Source organism: Sphingobium sp. MP9-4 (assembly GCF_005281675.1).
GTDB classification, from domain to species: domain Bacteria; phylum Pseudomonadota; class Alphaproteobacteria; order Sphingomonadales; family Sphingomonadaceae; genus Sphingobium; species Sphingobium yanoikuyae.
This window is the reverse complement of sequence record NZ_LUFI01000019.1, coordinates 110,772-131,791: the sequence shown is the minus strand read 5'-3', so window position 1 is coordinate 131,791 and position 21,020 is coordinate 110,772. Positions and strand designations below refer to the sequence as shown.

Genomic DNA, 21,020 nt, shown 5'->3' with positions numbered 1-21,020 from the left:
CTCGCCGGCTGCACCCGCGCCGGCACGCCGCGCGCATCTACGGCCCCGGCGCCCCTGACCCCGGCCGATTTCAGCCTGGTCATCGACGGCCTCGACCATGCCGAGGGTGTCGCCAGCGCGCCCGATGGCCGCCTGTTCCTGTCCAACAGCGGCGGCGCGATCGGCGTGCTGGCGCCGGGCCAGCCGCTGCGGCAGGTCGGCGCCCCGCTCGCCGCCAATGGCGTCGCCGTCGATGCGCAGGGCCGCGTGATCGTCGCCAATATGGGCCTGCTCAAGCAGCAGCCCGGCCCGCTACAGCGCATCAGCCTCGAAACCGGCACGGTCGAAACGCTCGTCTCGGAACTGGAGGGGCGCCAGCTCGTCGCCTCCAACGGTCCCGCCACCGCGCGGGACGGCAGCATCTATTGCACGCACAGCAGTTGGGGGCCGGTCGCCAATATCGGCACCACCACGCCGGCCGGTTTCATCTACATGGTCCGGCCCGACGGCAGCGCCGCGATCGTCGCGCGCGACCTGCGCGGGGTCAACGGCCTCTGCCTCGACCGGGACGAACGCCATCTCTATGCCTCGCTGACCGCCGAAGGCCGCATCCGCCGCTGGCGCCGCAACGCCGACGGCACCCTTGCCGACCCGCAGGATTTCGGCCCGCAACTGGGCACCGTCGTTCCCGACCAGACGGTCAAGGCCATCCTGGCTCTGCCGCCGCAGGAAAAGGCGGCGCTGGGCTATTGCGACGGCATCGCCTTCGACATGGCCGACAATCTCTGGATCACCCTGCCCTTTTCCAACCGGCTGGTTGCGCTGACGCCGCAGGGTCGGCAGATCGACATCCTGCATGATCCCGCCGGCGAAAAGATCGCGATGCCCACCAATCTCTGCTGGGGCGGGCCGGATCGCCGCACGCTCTATGTGGTCTCGCGCGGCAAGGGCATGATCGTCCAGGCGCGCACCGCCATCGCCGGCGCCCCGCTCGCCAACTGGCCGACTGACCGGGCCTGATCGCCACTTTCCTACATCGCGCTTTTCTGCTCCACACTCTGCGATGGACCAGCCGATCTGCTTCAATGCCAGGCATGACCCAAGGGGCGCGTCGCTGTCGCCTCATCGACGCGCACGCATGACCCGTTTGTCGCGTGACTGTCGCGTCGGCGTGACTTTGGCGGCGCGTTTGCGCCGCAAACCGCCCAGATTTTCGATGATCAACGGTGTGAACTTCGCGGCCATGACCTGAGCCTGACCCTGTAATGACCCGATCAGGCCATCTCGATCACCACCTTGCCCTGCGCCTTGCGATCCATGATCCAGCGGATCGCCGCCCGGCTCTCGTCAAAGGCGAACCGCGCGCCGATCGCCGGCCGCAGCCCGCCCCGTTCATACCAGTCATAAAGCTGCGCCATATTAGCGGCATGGATGTCCGGCTCGCGCCGGCTGTGCATCCCCCATGTCACGCCGACGATCGACGCCGTCTTCACCAGCGGCAGGTTCAATGGGATCGCGGGAATGGTCCCGGCGGCAAAGCCGACCACCAGATAGCGCCCGTCCCAGCCCATGGTGCGGAAGGCCGGCTCGGCCAGATCGCCACCAACCGGATCGAAGATCACATCGACGCCGCGCTCCCCGGCCAGCGCCTTCACCGCTTGCTTGATGTCGACCTGCGCATAATTGACCGTCTCGTCCGCGCCATGCGCCCGCGCCAGATCCAGCTTCTCCGCGCTGGAGGCCGCCGCGATCACCCGCGCGCCCATGCGCTTGCCGATCTCCACCGCCGCCAGTCCCACGCCGCCCGCTGCGCCCAGCACCAGCAGCGTCTCGCCCTCCTGCAGTCGTCCACGCTGGCGCAGCCCGTGCAGTGCCGTCGCATAGACCATGGTGAAACCGGCCGCGACGTCGAAGCCCATCGCGTCGGGAATGATGCTGGTGCGAAAAGCCGGCGCCACCGCCTGCTCGGCAAAGGCACCCTGAAACGGGATCGCCGCCACCCGGTCACCGATCCGAAAGCCGCTGACGCCCTCGCCGATCGCGTCCACCACCCCGGCCGCCTCGCCGCCGGGAATGAACGGCAATGGCGGCTTGGTCTGGTAGAGATTCTGGATCATCAGCGCGTCGGGGAAATTGACGCTCGCCGCCCGCACCGCCAGCCTGATCTCGCCCGGCCCCGGCTGGGGCACGGGCACGTCGCGGAACGCCAGTTGCTCGGGCGCGCCATGCGCCTCGCACATCAGCGCCCGCACGGATCAGCTACCCAGAAACTGCTGGCGCATCTTGTAATAATCGTCGCTCGGATATTTCTCGCTATGCTGCCCGGCCGGCCAGTCGGCATAGGGCGTCTGCGCGGGTTCGGGCGGCGAGGTATAGTCGGACAGGCCCCGGCGACGGATGATCTTCCACACTCCGTTTCGCCGCTCCAGATCGTCGAGATAGCGGCCCTGGAAAAAGACATCCTCCTCGCCTCCGCCTTCCTTGCGGTCGCGCCGATGCTGCGCGAAATAATAGCATTCGGAAAAGGCCTTGTCCCCCTTCACATCGACCGAGACGTTGGTGATGTGGTGACAGGCATATTTCAGCGTCGACACGATCTTGAAGGCGAAGCCGACGAAATCCGACGACTTGCCCTCGAACTTGCCATGTTTGTGCGTCGATTCCGGCCAGAACAGCGATCGCAGCAGCGCCTCATCCGCCCGGTCATTGGCTCGCGCATAGGCATAGAGGGTTTCGGTGATCGCCTGCTTGGACTCGATGATGTCCAGCCGCTGGGCCATGTCCATGCCGCTTGCCTTTCCCCTGGGCGCGGCGGCCGATGCCTCGGCGGCGGCGGCCATGCCGATCGGCAGCGCCAGCATGGCGGCCAGCGTGCCCCGACGATTGCGTTCTTCCATGCTCATTCTCCCGGATTTTCCAGCAGGCCCGGCTCGGCGCGCAGGCGCGGCAGCACTTCCTTCTCGAACAGGCGCAGGCTGCGCCACGACACTTCGGGGTCCAGCCCGCCCAGCAGCGCGTGGAAGGTGACGGCCGTGCCCCGGCCCAGCCCCTTGAGATATTCAAAACATTCGTCGGGCGTCAGCACCTTGATGTTCGGCATCGCCTTCAGCCCCTCGATCGTTTCAGCGGGCTGATAGCGTGTCTGGCCGGTGCCGCGCTCCTTGGCCCATTCGGCATAGGCGTTGGTCGCATAGGCGACATGCGGCGCCACCAGCGGCCAGTCGCGGTCCGGATCGTCGGAAACATAGAGGAAGCTCGCCGCCGGCTTGCGCAGTTCCTCGGGCGGCGGGAAGCCGGCCTTTTCCCGCTCTTCCTTGTAGAGGGTGAACAGGTCGGGATGGCCGGGGAAATATTGATAGCCGCCCTTGGCCGCGCGGATCGCCGACTTGTCGGTCGACCCGCCCATGTAGATTTTCGGCCCGCCCGGCGTTGCCGGGGCCGGCGTCACCCGCACGGTGCGCTCGCGAAACTCGAACGGCTCGCCGGTCCAGGCCTGCTTCAGCGTGGCCATCGCCTCGTTCATGATCGCCAGCCGCTTGGTGATGTCCTTGCCGAACATCTCGAACTCATGCGGGCGATAGCCCATGCCGGCGGTCAGCCACACCCGGCCGGGCGCGATATTGTCCAGCACTGCCAGATCCTCAGCCAGCCGCAGCGGATCATGCATGGTGACGACCAGTGCCGACAGGTGCGCGACGATAGTGTCCGTCGCCCCCAGGATCGACGCCGCCTGCACCATGGAGGACGGGCAATAGCCGCCCTCCGCGCCATGATGCTCGGCCAGGAACACCTGGGTGAATCCCAGCTTGTCGGCCCATTGTGCCTGCTCGATCGCGGTGCGGTAGAGCACGGGATGCGGCGCGCCGAAATCCGGCCGGTTCATGTCGTAACGAAGGTTCAACTGCACCCTTTGGGTTCCTCTTCCCGATTATCTGTTGTTGGTTCAGGCGGCCGAGACGCGCGACTGGATACGGCCGGTCACGTCCGCCGCCTGCATCGCCTTGCCGCTGTCGATCAGCGCGTCGATCGCGTCCGGCGCATAGCCGATCTCGGCCAATATCTGCCGCGTATGCTCGCCCAGTCGCGGCGCGGACTTGCGCGCATGGCCCGGCGTATCGCTCAGATGGATGAAGCTGCCGAACTGGCGGACATGGCCATACATGGAATCGAAATTCTCGATCACCCGATTGCTGGCCATTGCCCAGTCCTGCCACAGCGCCTCGCGCACCCAGCTTTTCGCCGCCGGTATCTCGCACGGTACACCCGCCGCATCGAGCAGGGCGAAGGCCTCCGCGCTCGTCTTGTCGACAAACCTGGGCTCCAGCGCCGCGAGCAGCGCCGCGTCATGCAGCGACCGTTCCTTTGGCGAAGCAAAGCGCGGATCGTCGACCAGCCCGGCCTGACCGACCGCCTGCGCCAGCGCCGCGAAGCGATCATCCTGCCGGCAAGCTATGCAGATCCAGCCGTCGCTGGTGCGGTAAAGCCGGTCGAGCGCATTATAGCCCGCCTGATCCTTGTCGAGGCGGAAGCCGTAGACGACCTGCTTGTCGGCATCCAGGAAATGCTCGGACGTGGTCCACAGGCTCGAATGGAGCTGGGGTATCTCCATATAGTCGCCGACGCCGCTGATCGCGCGCCGCTCCAGTCCCATCAATATGCCCGCCGCGCCCAGGAAGCCGTTATTATAATCTTCATTGCCGAACACCGACCGGGTCGGCGGATTGCCCGCGCCGCCGCCTTCATAAAGCAGGCCGGTCCAGCCCGATACCAAAGGCGCAAAGCTCTTGAGCAGCGACTTTGGCCCCTTGGAGCCATAACCGGGCAGATAGACATAGAGCAGGCGCGGATTGATCTTCGACAGCGCCTCATAGCCGATGCCCAGCTTGTCGGCCTTGCCGGGGCGCAGATTATGGGTGACGACATCGGCCTGCGCCACCAGCTTCAGCGCCGCCTCCAGCGCCTCGGGCTGCTTCAGGTTCAGCACGATATCGCGCTTGCCGCGCTGCGCCGCGTCGAAACAGTCGGGCAACGGCCGCATCTGGTCGCCGTCGGGCGTCTCCACCTTGATGACATCAGCCCCCAGATCCGACAACAGCCGACCGCCAAAGCCGACCGCGAAGAAGGACGAGAAGTCCACCACCTTGATGCCTTCGAGCGGCCGGTCGATCGGCTTGCCCGCCGCCGCCAGTTCGCCCCGCTTGCGCGCGATCAGATCGGCCAGCAAGCCATTGTCGGCGCCGATCATCGGCGCCGGTCGCGGCGCGGCGCAGGGCGTGCGATCGAACCGCACGGCAGGCGCCGCCTGATAGATGGTGCCGAATTCCGCGTCCGGCAGCGCAATCCGTTGCCCGACAAACTCCACCTGCTCGTCCAGCAAGACTTCGGCCGGCTCCAGCACCGGCAGCGCCGCCACATCGGCCGCCTGGAACAGCGCGATCCATTCGGCCCGCGGGCGCGCCTTGAACGCATCGAAAATCTCGACACGGGCGATATGATATTCGTCGTCGCTCAATGGCACCGACATTTCCGCCACACCCTTGACCACCGACAGCCGGTCACCAAAGCCCAGCTGGTCCATCGCCGCCTTGAAGCCGCCCTGGCCACCAGTATGGATCTGCAGGAACAGGCCGTCGCCGCATTCGAACATGCCGGTCACCAGCCGGGTCCGGCCAAACCGGTCGACCGCGCCGGAATCCCCCGCCTTGATGTAGGAAATCCCCTCTTCCTGCCACCAGTTGTTCATCGGCGACTGGGCCAGCATCGCGTCGAGCAGCGAGGATTCGACCCTCTGCCCCTTGCCGCTCGACCGCCGCGCCCGGATCGCCGTCAGCGCGCCGATCACGCCCAGAAACGCCTGACCATAATGAAGCGCGGGATGCCCCAGATAGACCGGCCCCTCGCGGAACGGACTGGACTTGTCGATCATCGTGCCCAGCAGCGCCGCCGCCAGCCCCTCGCCGCGCGGCCGGTCGGCAAAGGGCGTGTCCGCGCCATAGGCGGTCAGCGCCGACACGATCAGCTCCGGATAGTCGCGCGCCAGGCTCTCACCGTCCAGGCCAAGCGCCTTCGCTTCTCCCTCTTCCAGTGCATGGATGAAGATGTCCGCTCCGCCGAGCAATCCGCGGAGCGCTGCCCGGTCGTCCGCATCGGCCACGTCCAGCTCGACACTGCGCTTGGACCGGTCCCAGCTCTTGCGGGTCAGTTCATGGGCGAAATAGGCGCCGCCGCGCGGCTCGACCTTCAGCACGTCCGCGCCATGGTCGGCGAGCAGCATGCCTGCGATCGCGACCGGCATTTCGGTCGACAGCTCGATAACGACAAGATGGTCCAGAGGGCCGGGCATCACGCACTCCTGTTTGGCGGTCTGCGCCGCCTCTTGTTCGGATCTGGCCGGTAGTGCGCGGAATCGCGCCTCCGACCTTTCCCTTGAAACAGACACGCTTTTTCCCGGCAGCGCAAGTAATATTGCACTATAGGTTCAAATTCATTCCTTGCCCGTCAGCCGTGCCGGATCATAGCGCGGCCGGTCCATCTGAAAACTGTCGCCATTGCGCACATACCAGCCACTGCCATGGGTGCGGCCGATCAATTTCATCGCCGGCGTGTCGAAATAGACCCGCTCACGATCGGTGATGAACTCGTCGCGGATATGTGCCATGACGATCTCGCCGATGATCACCGTCTGCATCGTGCCGATGTCCATCGCCGCGACCTTGCGGCATTCGAAGCTGACCGGGCTGCTGGCGATCAGCGGCGGCGCGACCAGCACCGACGGCGCGGTCTCGATCCCGGCATAGTCGATCTCGCTGACATCGGCCGGCGCATCGACGCTGCAATGGTTCATCTTCTCGGCATCATCCTCGCACACCAGGTTCACGACGAACTCGCCGGTGGCGATGATGTTGGCAGCCGTGTTCTTCAGGCCGCGTGATACCGGCTCCTTGAGCAGGCCCAGCGCCACCAGCGGCGGCTCGGTGCCGACGCAGTTGAAGAAGCTGTAGGGCGCGGCATTGACCACGCCCGCTTCGGACCGGGTGGTGATCCAGGCGATCGGGCGCGGGGTGATGGTCGAATTGATGATCTTGTAGCGGGTCGCCATCGGCAGGCTGCGCATGTCGAACTGCATGACTTATTCCTTCGCCCCAGTTGCAGCCTTCGCGGCAGCCTTCGCCGCTGCGCGTGCCTTGAACGCCTCGCGAGCGCGGGGCACCTCCTCCCCCGCCTGGCAGGTATGGCAATAGACCAGTTCCAGCGCATGATTGGCCGACAGGTCGCCGCTTTCCGCCTGATCCAGCAGCCGCTTGGTCAGTTCGACCGCATGGGCATTGCCGCCGCCAATCGTCGCGCCCAGCGCCAGCGCCTGCGCGACCGCCTCGCCCGGCGGCACCAGCCGGCTGACCAGCCCCAGGCTCAATGCCTCGGCCGCCTCCAATGTCCGCCCCGAAAAGATGATCTCGGCCGCGCGTGCCCGCCCCAGTTGCCGGGTCAGGAACCAGGCCGCCCCGCCATCGGGCACCAGCCCGAAATCCAGGAACGGCGCACCGAACCGCGCATCCTCGGCAGCGAAGATCATGTCGCAGGCCATCGCCAGGCTCCAGGACACGCCATAGGCGCCCCCCTCCACTGCTGCCACGGTCGGGATCGGCAGCGCGCGCAGCCGGCGGATGATCCGCTGCCCCATCTCCAGCCGCGCCGCCAGCCGCAGCGCCCCCTCGCCCCGCGCCGGCGGCAGCTTCACGTCGCCGCCATTGCTGAAATAGCCCTCCGCCCCGCACAGCAGCAGCATCCGCGCCGGCGTCGCATTTTCCAGCTGGTCGAGCGCGGCGGAAAACTGCTCCCACATGGCGAAGGAGACGGTGTTCTTCGCGCGCGGCCGATTGAGGGTGATGACGGCCACGCCATCCGCGCGCAGCTCGAACAACAGTTCGGGGTCTTCGCTCGGCGCGCTCATCTCACTCTCCCATGCTGATGCCCATGTCGGGCTTGGGGCATGCCTAGACGAGGCGCACACCATGATGCAAGAAAATTTGCATCATGGTGCAGATTCAAGCCGCTTTCGTCTTGGTCTTGGGCGACATGGGCAGCGCGTCCATCCCGCGCTCGGCAATATCCTTGATCAGCGCTTCGACTTCCTTGCGCGCCGCGCCCTTCAACGAACCGAGCAGGCAGGACAGATAGCTGCTGACCAGCCGGACGATCACCTCATCATCGGGTATGCGGCCCTGCGCCCAGTCGTTGATGGTCGCATATTCGAAGCGCACCAGATCATCGACCAGCTTGTCGACCTGCACCCAGGGCTGAAGTTGCTTCGTGGCGTCGAGCGCCTCTATCCACTGCTTGTTATGATGGATGGCGGGCGAGTGCATAGCGGTCCAGATGTCGCGGTCGACATCCGAACTGAAATAGAGCGCCATGATCGCCTTGATATAATTACGGATCTTCCGGTTGCGCTGGACGACCGAAATCATGCGTTCAAGATTATGCTGCATCGTGCCGGGCGGGCTCGAATAGACGATGCGGCTGACATATTCGTCGAAATATTCCTGGATCGCGGTGGCGATCATGCGCTCGCGGGTCTGGAAGGCGTTGTAGAGGGTCCGCTTGGCGACACCCGCGCGCTGGCCGATCTCGTTCATGCTCAGCGCCGCGATCCCCTGTTCGGCGATCACCTTGCGCGTTTCCTCCAATATCCGGCGACGGCGTTCGATGATCGCCGGACTGGAATAGGTCTGCGGCCGATCGCCATTTTCCTTGAGGTCAGCCATGTCCTTGTCCGTCGTCAAATTCGCTCATCCTCCCCGAGGCGCGCCCGGCGGGGGCACGTAACCGACGATCATAGCGCAATTGCATGAACGTGCAAATTTGATGCCTCACGGCTGGACTTTGTGCAAGCCCCCGCTCGGCGCAGACAAGGAGCCCCGCCTCCCAATGAAAGGAGGCGGGGCGAAGCAGCATCCGCCACAAGGGGACGGATGCCATGGGAGGTCAGTTCGCCTTGGGCGCGGTTTCCCGCGCGCGCTGGCGGATATAATGGCGCAGCCCTTCCAGATCGGCGTCGCTCAATTGCTCGAAGGCGCCCATGCCGCGCGCCATCAGCGCCCCGTCATGCACCACCGACTTGAACGTCTCCGCGTCCAGCGGCACCGCCGACTTGCGCAGGTCGGGCGCGGCGCCGCCCGCCATCATGCCCGCGCCATGACAGATGACGCAGCTGCTATTGTAGATGCCGGCGCCGACCTTGGCCTTGGCGACGTCGACGGTGAAGGCCGGATCATCCTGTATCGGCTCGTCCACCGGCTCGAACTTGGGCAGCGCCTTGGTGCCGCCGATCGCAAAGGTCAGCACCCGACGTTGCTGCTGGCGATAATCCCAGTTGGGGACGTTGGGGAAGCTGCTGCGGAACCCGGTGATCACCGACACATATTGCTTGCCGCCGACCGTGTAGCTGATCGGCGCCGACAATATGCCGTTCTGCGCCGGGAAGGACCAGAGCTTGCGCCCATCGGTCGCGGAATAGGCGTTGAAATTGCCGTCATTCGTGCCCTGGAACAACAGGCCGCCGCCCGTCGCCATGATACCGCCATTGAACACGCCGGGTTGCGGCACCGACCAGGCGACCTTGTTGTTGGCGACATCGAAGGCGACCAGCTTGCTCACCGCAGCGGGCGGCACCAGATTGGCCGGCGGCGCGCCCAGCCCGGTATTGACCATCATCCCCGGCTTGTAGGTCCAGTCCTTCACATTGGCCGGATCGACGAACACGCGGCCGCCCTCCATCACCGGAATATAGCTGAGGTTCGTCTTGGGACTGAACGCCATCGCCTGCACGCCATGCGCGCCATTGGGGAAGGGATACATCATGAACGGCTTGCCGTTCGGATATTGCGCCTCGGGATTGATTTCGGGCCGGCCGGTGACCGGGTCGATCCGCTTGGCCCAATTCTGCTTTGCGAACTCGCCGGCCGAGATGAACTTCCCGGTCTCGCGGTCCAGCGCATAGAAAAAGCCATTCTTGGGCGCGTGCATCAGCACCGACCGCATCTTGCCGCCAATCTCGATATCGGCCAGCTCGATATCCATCGCATCGTTGAAATCGTGGCTGTTTTCCGGGTTCACCTGATAGTGCCAGGCATATTCCCCGGTCTTCACGTCGATCGCCACGATCGAGGCGAGATAGAGATTGTCGCCACCACCGGGCGAACGGATCTTCTGGTTCCACGGCCAGCCATTGCCGGTGCCGAGGTAGATGCGGTCATATTTGGCGTCATAGGCCATGGCGTGCCACACAGTGCCGCCCCCGCCGAACTTCCACCATTCGCCGGTCCAGGTCTTGGCCGCCGCCTCCATCGCCTTGTTCTCGAAGCCCTTGGCCGGATCGCCCGGCACCACGAACCAGCGCCACGCCTTCTTGCCGGTCTTGGCGTCATAGGCGGTCACATAGCCGCGGGTGGGGCTGTAATCCGCGCCGCCAAAGCCGACCACAATCTTGTCGCCGGCCACCCATGGCGGGCCGGTGATATAGCCATTTTCCGCCTCGTCGAGCGTCTGGACCGACCAGCGCGGCTTGCCGGTCTTGGCGTCGACCGCGATCAGCCGGCCTTCGCGCGTGGCGGTATAGATCAGCCCGTCCTTATAGGCGATGCCGCGCGTGCCCCAGCCGGCGCGCATCCGCCATTTCGCCTCGGGCTGGCTCGCCACATCGGGGTCATATTGCCAAAGCAGCTTGCCGGTCTTTGCGTCGAGCGCATGGACGACCGACAGGCCGACCGCAAAATAGAGGACGCCATCTATCGCCAGCGGCTGGGTATAGCTGTCATAAGTGTCGATATCATAGGACCAGGCGAGGCCGAGCTTGCCGACATTGTCGGCGCTGATCTGGTCGAGCGCGCTATAATGCTGCTCCTTGTCGTCGCCGCCAAAGCTGGACCAGTTGGCGGTCGGTCCGCCCGGCGCTGCGCTGTCCGCGCCGCAGGCGACCAGCCCGCTTGCCAGGGCCAGGATCGCCACGGCCGTCGACACTCTTCCCTTCATGTTCTCATCCTTCTCCGTGCGCCCCTGTTCGCGCCTCTTTATATTGCACCTTGGTGCAGATTCATGACCCTGTCAACGCGCCTGCGCGCTTGACAGCGATAAACGTCTCCAACATTATTATGCACCACAGAGCAAAATTGACGAGGGGATGATGGAGATGGTGCAGCGCCCTGTCGCCTGCGCGGCCGCGGCCGTCGCTTTATGGGCAAGTCTTGGAAATGCCGCCCCTTCTTCGGCACCGCCCCGATTGTCCACCGCGTCCGGTCCGATCCGCGGCGTGGTGCGCGACGATGTCCGCTTCTTCGGCGGCATTCCCTATGCCGCGCCCCCGGTCGGCGCCAATCGCTGGCGCGCACCGCAACCGGTCCGCGCCTGGAAGACCGAGCGTGACGCTACAGGCTTTGCGGCCGATTGCCCCCAGCCACGGCGCAAAGAGGACACCGCCTTCCCCCAGGATGAAAATTGCCTGACCCTCAACGTCGCCTCGCCCGACCTTGGCGCCCGCAAATTGCCGGTGCTGTTCGTCGTCCATGGCGGCGCCTATTTCGTCGGCTCGGGTCGGGAGCCCTTCCGCAACGGCATGCCGCCGCTGGTCAAGCAGGGTGTCGTCCTTGTCGCGCCCAATTACCGCATCGGGCGGCTCGGCTTCTTCGCGCACCCGGCGCTGACAAACGAAGCGCCCAAGGCAACCGCCAATTTCTGGCTGATGGATCAGGTCGCGGCGCTGCGCTGGGTCAGGCAGAACATCGCCCGCTTCGGCGGCGATCCCGACAATGTGACCATCATCGGCTGTTCGGCGGGCGGCTCCAGCATCAATGCGCTGATGGCGACGCCGATGGCCAGGGGCCTGTTCGCCCGCGCCAGCGCCCATTCGGCCGGCGGCCTGTTCAACGCCAACCGCCCCCTGCCCCAGGCGCAGGAGCAAGGGCTGGCCTTTGCCCAGCGCACCGGCGTGACCGGCAATAGCGCGCCATCGCTCGCTGCCCTGCGCAGGCTCAGCGTGGCACAGGTGCTGGCCGGCGACAGCGGTGCGCCGGACTTTGGCGCAACCGTCGATGGCAGCTGGCTCCCCGCTCCCCTTTCCACCCTGTTCGCAAGGGGCCAGATCGCGCATGTCCCGTTGATCAGCGGATCGACCAGCAACGAAGCCAGCGTCTTTGGCCTGATGGGCTTTGGCCGGGCCGAAATGGCACGTCGCTTCGGCATCGATCTGTCAGCCGTGTCCGCCAGCTATGGCCTGTCCGACGAGGCGGAATTGCTGCGCCAGGTGCAGACCGACTTCCTGTTCACCTCGGCGGCGCTCGGCATGACCCAGCTGGCGGCCCGCGCCGGCCTGCCGACACGCGCCTATCAGTTCGATTTCGTGCCGCCCGACCAGCGCAGTTCGAAACCCGGCGCGGACCATTGCGCCGACCGGCTGTTCTGGCTCGGCCAGTCTCCCTCGGCCGATACGGAAAGCCGGGAGCTCGCCAGGACCATGTCGGGCTGGATGCTGAACTATGTGCGGAGCGGCGATCCCAACGGCCCCGGCCTGCCGCCATGGCCCGCCACGCAAGACGGCCGCACTGACCCGCTGGTCATCGGCCAGCATATCGCCGCCGCCCCGGACTTTCGCGCCCGCCAGCTCGCCCCCTGGTTCGACAAATGGCAGCGGGAAAGCGGTCAGACCTTCGGCTGGACGCCCACGCCATGACCCTTCGGCTGGAGCATGACGGCGCAGTGGCGATCGTGACGCTCGATCGCCCCGACCGGCGCAATGCCTTCACCATGGCGATGCGCGGCGAGATCGCCACGCTGTTCGACAATCTGGCCCAGGATGATGGGATCCGAGCAGTCGTCCTGACGGGTGCAGGCGGTCATTTCTGCTCGGGCGCCGATACCGGCGAGATGGGTGCCGCCGACAGTGCCGCTTTCCTCAAGCGGATGCGCGCGCTCCACCGCATGATCCGCGCCATCGCCGCCACGCCCAAGCCCGTCATCGCAGCGGTCGACGGCGTCTGCGTCGGCGCCGGCTGGAGCCTGGCGCTCGCCTGCGATCTGATCCTCGCCAGCCCGAATGCCAGCTTTGCCCAACTCTTCGGCCGGATCGGCTATGCGCCCGACGCCGGCGCCATCTGGCAGTTGACCCGGCTGGTCGGCCCGATGCGCGCGAAGGAAATCGTCTATAGCGGCCGGACGCTCGACGCAGACGAAGCCTTGCAGCTCGGCCTCATCCTCTCGATCGAAGCAGACCGCCCAATCCGAGACGCGGCGATCGACCTGGCCACCCGCATTGCGCAGGGGCCGCCAGTCGCACAGGCGATGAGCAAGCAATTATTCGAGGCGACCACGCTATCCTTCGACCAGTTCCTCGACCGCGAATTCTTGGTCCAGCCCTTCCTCGCCACTACCGCCGATCATCGCGAGGGACTGGCCGCAACGCGAGACAAGCGCGCCCCGAACTTCATCGGCCGATAATCCCTTCATCAGCCTTGCCATCATGATCTCCATGGGGAACGGTGCAGCACGCCCCTGTCAATTTTGCTGTCCATCAGGTTCTTCATGGTCTTCACCGATATCGCCACCCGCACCTACAACCATAATTGGCGGCTCGACCCGATCGTGCGCAGCCTGCTCGACACCGATTTCTACAAGCTGCTGATGCTGCAGATGATCCGGCAGCAGCATCCCGATGTCCAGACCACCTTCAAGCTGATCAACCGCACCCACCATGTGCGCCTGGCCGACATCATCGATGAAGGCGAACTGCGCGCCCAGCTCGACCACGCCCGGTCCCTACGCTTCGGCAAAAAGGAACTGATCTGGCTGGCGGGCAACAGCTTCTATGGCCGGACCCAGATGTTCAGCCCGGATTTCATCGCCTGGCTCGCCGACTTTCGCCTGCCGGAATATGAGCTGCGCCAGGTCGATGGCCAATATGAGCTGCGCTTCCACGGGCTCTGGATCGAGACGATGATGTGGGAGATCCCGGCCCTCGCCATCATCAACGAATTGCGATCGCGCGCGGCGATGAAGGGGCGTGGCCGCTTCGCGCTCGACGTGCTCTATGCCCGTGCCAAGGCGAAACTGTGGGAAAAGGTCGAGCGCCTGAGCGCCCTGCCCCATCTCGTCATCTCCGACTTCGGCACACGCCGTCGCCACGGCTTCCTGTGGCAGCGCTGGTGCGTCGAGGCGCTCAAGGAAGGTCTGGGCGACCGCTTCATCGGCTCGTCCAACGTGCTGTTGGCGATGGATGCCGATCTGGAAGCGATCGGCACCAATGCCCATGAACTGCCTATGGTGCTGGCGGCGCTGGCGCCGGACGATGCCGCACTGGCCCGCGCGCCCTATGCGGTTCTGGAACAATGGCAGGCCCATTATGGCGGCAATCTGCGCATCGCCCTGCCCGACGCGTTCGGCACCGCCGCCTTCCTGAAGGACGCACCTGACTGGGTGGCCGACTGGACCGGTTTCCGTCCCGACAGCGCGCCACCGATCGAGGCGGGGGAGCAGATCATCCGCTGGTGGCAGGAAAAGGGGCGTGATCCGCGCAACAAGCTGCTGATCTTTTCCGATGGCATGGACGTCGACAGTATCGAGGCAACCTATCGCCATTTCCATGGCCGCGTGCGCATGAGCTTTGGCTGGGGCACCAATCTCACCAATGATTTTCGCGGCTGCGCCCCGTTCGAAACCGACGGGCTCGATCCGATCTCACTGGTGTGCAAAGTGGTGGACGCCAATGGCCGCCCGGCGGTGAAGCTGTCGGACAATCCCGCCAAGGCGACCGGCGATCCGGCCGAGATCGACCGCTATCTACGCGTGTTCGGCGGCGACGGGCGAAAGGCGGTCGCCGTCCAGGTCTAGCCACAACGGACATGCACCTTGGTCTCTTCATTGGTCCCGCGCAGAGTCGCCATCATTGCCGGCAGCTGATCCAGCGCAATCGCGTTGCTGATGATCGCCTTGGGGTCGACATGCCCCTTGTCCATCTGGTCGGCGATGTGCAGGAATTCCGCCATTCGGTAGCCGACGGCAAATTGCAGGTTGGCGCATTTATAGGATGCCAGCGCCGGAATGACCGCATCCGGCGCCGTGCAGAAGCCCAGCGACACGATCCGCCCGAATGGCGCGACATGGTTCACCGCCCGCCCCAGCATTCCGTCCACCCCGACAGCCTCGAACACGATCCGGGGCGCGCCGCCCAGCGCTTCGATCACCTGCCCCTTTTCCTCGTCACCAAAAGAGAAGAAGGCATTGGCACCCATGGCGATCGCCAGATCACGCCGCCGGTCGGATCGCGACAGGACTACGATCCGCCCCGCTCCTAATCGCCGCGCCCAATAGATGGCATAGAGAGCGACCGTGCCCCCGCCGAGCACCAGCACCGGGTCGCCGGGACGGATATCGGCAAAGCGCGCGCCATACAGGCTGACGGCCAGCGGCTCGATCAGCGCGCCATCGGCCAGGGACAGGGTTTCGGGCAGGCGTACCGCCGCACCGGTCGGCACCACCGCAAATTCGGCAAAGCCCCGCATCGCGCCGCCCGGCTTCGCCCCGCACAATACCGGATTGCCATGTTCCTGGCAGGGAGTGCACTGGCCGCAGCCGATCGAGGGCATGACCGCGACCCGGTCGCCAGCACGAAAGCGATCGACACCCGCGCCGACGTCCACCACTTCGCCGGCATATTCATGGCCGATCTGCACGCCGCGGCCATAATCCCATATGCCGCCCCTCGTCATCGAAAGGTCGGTGCCACAGATGCCGCAGCGGTGGACGCGGATCAGCAATTCCCCCATGGCCGGTCGCGGATCGGGCAGGTCGGCGATGACGATCGGCTGGCCATCGCCCGGATAGATGGCCGCCTTCATCGTCCTGCCTCCGCCAGGTCGAAGCGCGCTACATAATCGCCGAACGCCGACCGCACCTCTTGCGCACTCATGCCATAGTCAGCGATCGAATAGCGATGAACGCCATGCTGCATCTCGGGCTTGTCCGCGATCCGCTGTGCCATGGCCATGCGCGTCGCATCGGGCATCTCCATGCCGATAAAGGCATAGATGCGCTCAAGCACGGCCATGGGCTGCGCATGGAAATCGCCATGGACGATATCGAGCAATTGGCCCGGATGGCGTTCCGCCACCTTTTCCGCCTTGCGCACGGCATGGGACCATTTGGCCGTTTCGCGTGCCAGCATCAGCGCGCCGCGCTCGGCCGCCCGCCCTTCCTCCATCGCCCCATGCCCCGCCATCAGCAGCGACACGAGCGAAGGCAAGGCCTTGGCCGGATCGCGATGGGTCTGGATCACCTTTGCATCGGGAAAGACGGCAAAGAGCAGGTCAAGATTTTCGATATGGCCGGGATTTTTGAGCAGCCAGCGCTTGTCCGGGTCGTTGGCACCGATCAACTGCACACAGCGGCGATAATGGTCATAGCCGGCTGCCTCGCTCTGCGCGCACCACCAGGCGTCATAGCTCGCCGCCGACCAGCCGCAGTTCCACAGGTTGGAGACAAAGGACTGACGCAGCAGCATGCAGCATTCATGCACTTCCTCGGCCGCGACATGATGCGCGGCCCGCTTGGCTGGTGCATCGACATAGCGCCGCTCCAGCAAGGCGACCGAACGGCGGAAATCGGCATCGTCCTGCCAGCTTTCGACCGGTGGACGCGGACGCGGCGTATCGAGCAGCCAGCTTTGCAACCCCTGGAAGCGCGGATCGACCGCCATCAGCCGATGCAACGCCGTGGTCCCGGTGCGCGGCACGCCGGTGATGACGACAGGGCTCAGGATCGGCCGGGCATCGAAGCCCGGATGCGCCTTCATCGCCGCGATCGCACTTGCCCGGCCGCGCAGAACGCCGACCACATGCCCCCAGGCAGTGCGCCGCCCCGCCGCGGTAAAGCGCGGATCATAATCCATCGACTGGAGCAGCACGCGAAGCCCCGGCAGATAATCGTCGGGGCCAAAATCATCATGGCCGGTTTCCGCCGTCACCAGATCGTGCAACTGGTCGAGCGCGGCGGCGAAGCGTAGCGGCGGTTCATATCCGTTCGACATCATTGGCAATCCCCTCCCCTTCACCAGCGCCGCCGACGCTGGCAGGCCCGCACCCGCAGCCGCAACTCCTCGGCGCGCTGCTGCGGCGTGACGATCGGCGTGTCGGCGGGCAAATGGATGCGCAACGCGTTCAGCTTCACCCGCGTGATGCTCGGCACCGGCGCGCTGTCGCAATCATACCAGCGGCCATAGATGCCGCCTTCGCGATAGCCGGCAGGATCGAGCCAGTTGGGCACGCCGGGGTCTTCCAGCGCGATGACGGCCCGATATTTGCCGTCACGGCTCAGCTTCGCATAATGGCCGTTGCTGCTTGACAGGCGATAGACATATTCCAGCGCGTTGAAATAGGGGTCGTTGAGCTGGATATTCCAGTAGGGCGCATGGGCTGGGATATCGGTCTCGATGATCAGCGCCTCATCGGCGTCGAACTGGAAGCAGGCCGGCCAGTAGACCTGCTTGGCGAGCGCGCCGGGCATCCGCACCGGCTCGAACCGGTTGAAACCAACCCGCTCCTTCACGCCATTCTGCATCGGATAATAAAGCCGCGTCTTGCGACCGGGGAATTTGGCCATTTCCCGGATGCGCGCGACAATCTCCTCCGGCGACAGGCGCGGCTTGGGTGGCACCGGATCCAGACATTCGATCGTCAGTTGCGGATCGACCTCGTTCAGCCAGTCATAGCTGCGATAGCGCACCATCAGCCCGCCCGCCTGGGGATCGATTGGCGCCCATTTGCCAGCATAGCCCGCCGGGCGCCGGGCGCTCAGGATCAGTTCGAAATGCTCCCCCGGCTCCAGCCCCAGATCGCTGTCGTCCACCTCATGATGGCCATTGGGTCGGGGCATTTCATCGACCGTCCCGGACAAGGCCCTTTGGGTGGTGAAGCTCAATATCTTGCAACTGCCCCGATTGCCGGCGATGCGGTAGGTCAGATCCCCGCGGATCGGCGACTGGAGGTAGATATCGTCCGGATTGGGCTGGAGCGTATAGACCGGGTTCCACAAGGGGGCCCAATCGGGATGCTCCGGCGTGGCATGGAAATAGGCGAAATAGGCATAGGACAGGCTGGTCATCGTCTGGCGATAGACGTCGGCGCGATAGGCCGGATCGTCGGGGCGCCAGGTGTCGCCAAGATTGGCGACCGCACTCTCCAGATCAGTCAGATAGGCCAGGATGTCGGGTTCGATGATCATGATGGCATGCCTCTCCTCTGCCACTGGCGGGCAGCATATAGATAGTATTCACTATCATTTGATTTTAGGAGAGGCCCCGGCCCGAGATCGCCGGCGCGATGGATCGCGGTTCAGCGCCGCATGAACCCCATCCAGCGCAGCAGGCAATAGCTCACCCCCGCCGCCCCGGCCGCCACCAGCGTCGCGGTCAGCGTGCCATGCGACGCACCGGCAAAGGGCATGCCCCCAGTGTTCATGCCGAACAGTCCGGTGACCAGGGTCGCCGGCAGCATCAGCGCGGTGATGATCGACAGGATGTAGAGATTCTGGTTGGTCCGCTGCGCCGCCTGTATGTCCAGTTCGTCGCGCAACAGCCGTAATTGCGCTTGGCCCTCCAATATGTCGGCGTCCAGCGCCTGCAGCCGCTGGGTCAGTTTCTCGACCGTGGGCAGCAGCGCGTCCGGCAGTTCCTCGTCCCGCTCCAGCCGCTGGAACACGCCGCGGGCGCCGGCCAGCAGCCGATGCAGTTGCGCGAGCCGGCGGCGAATGTGGACCAGGTCGCGCGGCTGGGGCGGATGATGCCCCTCCAGAAAGGCATCCTCGGCGCGCTGGATGTCCGCCGACAGGGTGCGGCTGATATCGGCGATATTTTCGGCAATGGCGCCGACCAGCAGGTCCAGCGCCTGCGCCCCGCCGATCACCCCCTTCGTCCGCTCCAGCCGATGACGGGCGATGTCGGCGCAGCGCAGCGGATGCAGCCGGGTGGTCAGCATCAATGTCGGCGTCAACGCCATGCGCAGCGCGCCGACCCGCGCGGTATCGGCCACATCGAAATCCCGCTCGAAATCATGCAGGACGCAGCCGACCGTGTCGCCATCGACCAGCGCCCGCTGATGCGTATCGGGCGACAGGATCAGTTCGCGCACCGCCTCGGGCAGCATCGCCGCCCCCTCGATCCATTGCCGCGTGCCATGATCGGCCAGGTTCAGGTGCAGCCAGCGAAAGCCGCCCGTCGTCCCGCCATCGCAATGATCGACCGCCCTGATCGCATCAGGCGCGAAGTCCAGCCCCCAGATCAGCCCTGGCCCCATGCCCGGAACCGGCAAGACGATAGGGATCAGCGGGTCATTCCGGTCGCCGATATGCCGCTCCTGTCGATCAGAAGATCTGCGCGAAGACGATATATAGCAGCCCTGCGAGCAGGATCGAACAGGGCAATGTCAGCACCCAGGCCATCAGCAGGTTGCGCACCGTCGCCATCTGCAGACCCGATCCATTGGCTGCCATCGTGCCCGCCACGCCCGACGACAGGACATGGGTGGTCGATACCGGCAGGCCCATATGGTCCGCGCCGAAGATCGTCGCCATCGCCACCAGTTCGGCCGAGGCTCCCTGCGCATAGGTGAGGTGCGTCTTGCCGATCTTCTCGCCCACCGTGACCACGATCCGCCGCCAGCCGACCATGGTGCCCAGGCCCAGCGCAAAGGCGACGGCAATCTTCACCCAGGTTGGAATGAAGCGGGTGCCGGCATCAAGCGAGCCCTTGTAGGTCGTCAGCGCCTTCATTTTCGCTTCGGAAAGACCTGCCGCCTTTTCCTTGCCCAGCCGCTTGATCGCTTCGGACGCCAGATACATGTCGTTGCGGATGTTGGAGACAGCAGCGGCCGGCACCTGCGCCAGCGATCCATAATTCATCACCTGCCGATCGACATCGGCGATCAGCACCGACAGCGCCGGCATGGTCGTGTCGGCAAAGCGCTTGTCGGCGATATAGCGCGTGACCTGCGCGCGCGCCTCGACCGGCTGCATCATGGCGGGCGCGCGCTGGCCTAGCGCCGCCGTGGCGGCAATCGAATTGGCGTGGAATTCGGTGGTGTAGCGCGCCGGCACCGCGCGGTTGAGTGCATAGGCAGTCGGCACCGTGCCGATCAGGATCAGCATGATGAGGCCCATGCCCTTCTGCCCGTCATTGGAGCCATGGGCGAAGCTGACGCCGGTGCAGGTGAAGATCAGCAGCGCACGGATCCACAATGGCGGCGGCATGCCATTTTGCGGCTCGCGATAGAGCGCCTTGTTGCGGACCAGGACTTTCATCGCCACGAACAGCAGCGCCGCCAGGCCAAAGCCGATCAGCGGCGAAAAGAGCAGTGCCTGGCCGATCTCGGTCGCCTTGCTCCAATCGACGCCGGACGTGCCGCTCTCGCCATGCAACAGCGCATTGGCGACGCCGACGCCGATGATCGATCCGATCAGCGTGTGCGAGCTGGACGACGGGATGCCCAGCCACCAGGTGGCGAGGTTCCATAGGATCGCCGCGATCAGCAGCGCGAACACCATGGCAAAACCGGCGCTGGACCCGACCTGCAGGATCAGTTCGACCGGCAGCAGCGACACGATGCCGAAAGCGACCGCACCGGTCGACAGCAGCACGCCCAGGAAATTGAAGAAGCCCGACCAGACCACCGCGATATTGGCCGGCATCGCATTGGTGTAGATCACCGTCGCGACCGCATTGGCGGTGTCGTGGAAGCCGTTCACGAATTCGAAGCCCAGCGCGATCAGCAGCGCCAGGAACAGCAGCAGGAAGGGCAGATAGGCGGTCGGCGCAACGCCCACAGCCGTCGCATCGCTATAGACGCTGTAGACGACATAGATCAGCGCGGCGATGATGGCGGCGCCAAAGCCGATCGAGCTGGCCATGCCCAGCCCCTTGTCCATCTCGGGCCGGCGTGCCCAGTCCATTGCCACGCTTGCATTCATCGAATCGTCCCCGAACGGCAAATAATATTAACCGTCTA

The 21,020-nt window shown here is 65.1% G+C and carries 18 protein-coding genes; 4 read left to right on the top strand and 14 right to left on the bottom strand.

All coding sequences use genetic code 11. The features are described 5' to 3' along the window. Positions 1–999 (top strand): SMP-30/gluconolactonase/LRE family protein (locus A0U87_RS04215; protein ID WP_137405237.1); only part of this gene is annotated, 999 nt, incomplete at its 5' end. 102 nt (positions 1,000–1,101) lie between these two features. Here A0U87_RS04215 and A0U87_RS26980 read toward each other — a convergent pair. From A0U87_RS26980 to A0U87_RS04175, 9 genes are all read right to left on the bottom strand, one after another. Next, positions 1,102–1,224: a hypothetical protein gene (locus A0U87_RS26980; protein WP_272939628.1), complete on the bottom strand. Its 123-nt coding sequence runs from the start codon at positions 1,222–1,224 to the stop codon at positions 1,102–1,104. Positions 1,225–1,253: 29 nt separating this feature from the next. Next, on the bottom strand, positions 1,254–2,231 hold the full coding sequence (locus A0U87_RS04210) for an NADPH:quinone oxidoreductase family protein (RefSeq protein WP_048936624.1): 978 nt from the start codon (positions 2,229–2,231) through the stop codon (positions 1,254–1,256). Between the two features lie 3 nt (positions 2,232–2,234). Beyond that, a complete protein-coding gene (locus tag A0U87_RS04205; RefSeq protein ID WP_048936625.1) occupies positions 2,235–2,876 on the bottom strand; it encodes a nuclear transport factor 2 family protein in 642 nt (213 codons plus the stop codon). Positions 2,877–2,878: 2 nt separating this feature from the next. Further along, positions 2,879–3,886: an LLM class flavin-dependent oxidoreductase gene (locus tag A0U87_RS04200; RefSeq protein WP_048936626.1), complete on the bottom strand. Its 1,008-nt coding sequence runs from the start codon at positions 3,884–3,886 to the stop codon at positions 2,879–2,881. A 36-nt stretch (positions 3,887–3,922) separates the two neighbouring features. Then, a complete protein-coding gene (locus A0U87_RS04195; protein ID WP_137405236.1) occupies positions 3,923–6,322 on the bottom strand; it encodes a CoA transferase in 2,400 nt (799 codons plus the stop codon). A gap of 141 nt (positions 6,323–6,463) precedes the next feature. Continuing rightward, complete coding sequence (locus A0U87_RS04190) at positions 6,464–7,105, bottom strand: flavin reductase family protein (protein WP_048936628.1); 642 nt, start codon at positions 7,103–7,105, stop codon at positions 6,464–6,466. A 3-nt stretch (positions 7,106–7,108) separates the two neighbouring features. After that, positions 7,109–7,930: an enoyl-CoA hydratase/isomerase family protein gene (locus A0U87_RS04185; RefSeq protein ID WP_048936629.1), complete on the bottom strand. Its 822-nt coding sequence runs from the start codon at positions 7,928–7,930 to the stop codon at positions 7,109–7,111. A 94-nt stretch (positions 7,931–8,024) separates the two neighbouring features. Next, positions 8,025–8,744 (bottom strand): TetR/AcrR family transcriptional regulator, encoded by a 720-nt coding sequence (locus A0U87_RS04180; protein ID WP_017500670.1) that lies wholly within the window; start codon positions 8,742–8,744, stop codon positions 8,025–8,027. 220 nt (positions 8,745–8,964) lie between these two features. After that, a complete protein-coding gene (locus tag A0U87_RS04175) occupies positions 8,965–11,010 on the bottom strand; it encodes a PQQ-dependent dehydrogenase, methanol/ethanol family (RefSeq protein WP_170978353.1) in 2,046 nt (681 codons plus the stop codon). Between the two features lie 247 nt (positions 11,011–11,257). On the opposite strand from A0U87_RS04175, the gene A0U87_RS04170 reads away from it, so the two are divergent. From A0U87_RS04170 to pncB, 3 genes are all read left to right on the top strand, one after another. Beyond that, positions 11,258–12,703: a carboxylesterase family protein gene (locus A0U87_RS04170; protein WP_048936631.1), complete on the top strand. Its 1,446-nt coding sequence runs from the start codon at positions 11,258–11,260 to the stop codon at positions 12,701–12,703. After that, positions 12,700–13,467, top strand: a complete 768-nt coding sequence (locus A0U87_RS04165; protein WP_048936632.1) for an enoyl-CoA hydratase-related protein — start codon at positions 12,700–12,702, stop codon at positions 13,465–13,467. Before A0U87_RS04170 ends, A0U87_RS04165 begins: the two co-directional genes overlap by 4 nt. 84 nt (positions 13,468–13,551) lie before the next feature. Next, positions 13,552–14,856, top strand: coding sequence for a nicotinate phosphoribosyltransferase (pncB, locus tag A0U87_RS04160; RefSeq protein ID WP_048936633.1), 1,305 nt, complete (start codon positions 13,552–13,554; stop codon positions 14,854–14,856). Here pncB and A0U87_RS04155 read toward each other — a convergent pair. The 5 genes from A0U87_RS04155 to A0U87_RS04135 all read right to left on the bottom strand — a co-directional run bounded on the left by A0U87_RS04155 (position 14,853) and on the right by A0U87_RS04135 (position 20,940). Beyond that, positions 14,853–15,863, bottom strand: coding sequence for an alcohol dehydrogenase catalytic domain-containing protein (locus A0U87_RS04155; protein WP_048936634.1), 1,011 nt, complete (start codon positions 15,861–15,863; stop codon positions 14,853–14,855). The two genes, pncB and A0U87_RS04155, sit on opposite strands and share 4 nt — an antisense overlap. Then, positions 15,860–17,053, bottom strand: coding sequence for a sulfotransferase (locus A0U87_RS04150; RefSeq protein WP_048936635.1), 1,194 nt, complete (start codon positions 17,051–17,053; stop codon positions 15,860–15,862). Before A0U87_RS04150 ends, A0U87_RS04155 begins: the two co-directional genes overlap by 4 nt. 17 nt (positions 17,054–17,070) lie before the next feature. After that, positions 17,071–18,243: a hypothetical protein gene (locus tag A0U87_RS04145; RefSeq protein WP_048936636.1), complete on the bottom strand. Its 1,173-nt coding sequence runs from the start codon at positions 18,241–18,243 to the stop codon at positions 17,071–17,073. A 110-nt stretch (positions 18,244–18,353) separates the two neighbouring features. After that, the gene (locus A0U87_RS04140; RefSeq protein ID WP_048936637.1) at positions 18,354–19,313 is read right to left on the bottom strand and encodes a transporter; all 960 of its coding nucleotides are present in this window, start codon (positions 19,311–19,313) and stop codon (positions 18,354–18,356) included. 67 nt (positions 19,314–19,380) lie between these two features. Next, positions 19,381–20,940 (bottom strand): inorganic phosphate transporter, encoded by a 1,560-nt coding sequence (locus A0U87_RS04135; RefSeq protein ID WP_137405238.1) that lies wholly within the window; start codon positions 20,938–20,940, stop codon positions 19,381–19,383. Positions 20,941–21,020 lie beyond the last annotated feature (80 nt).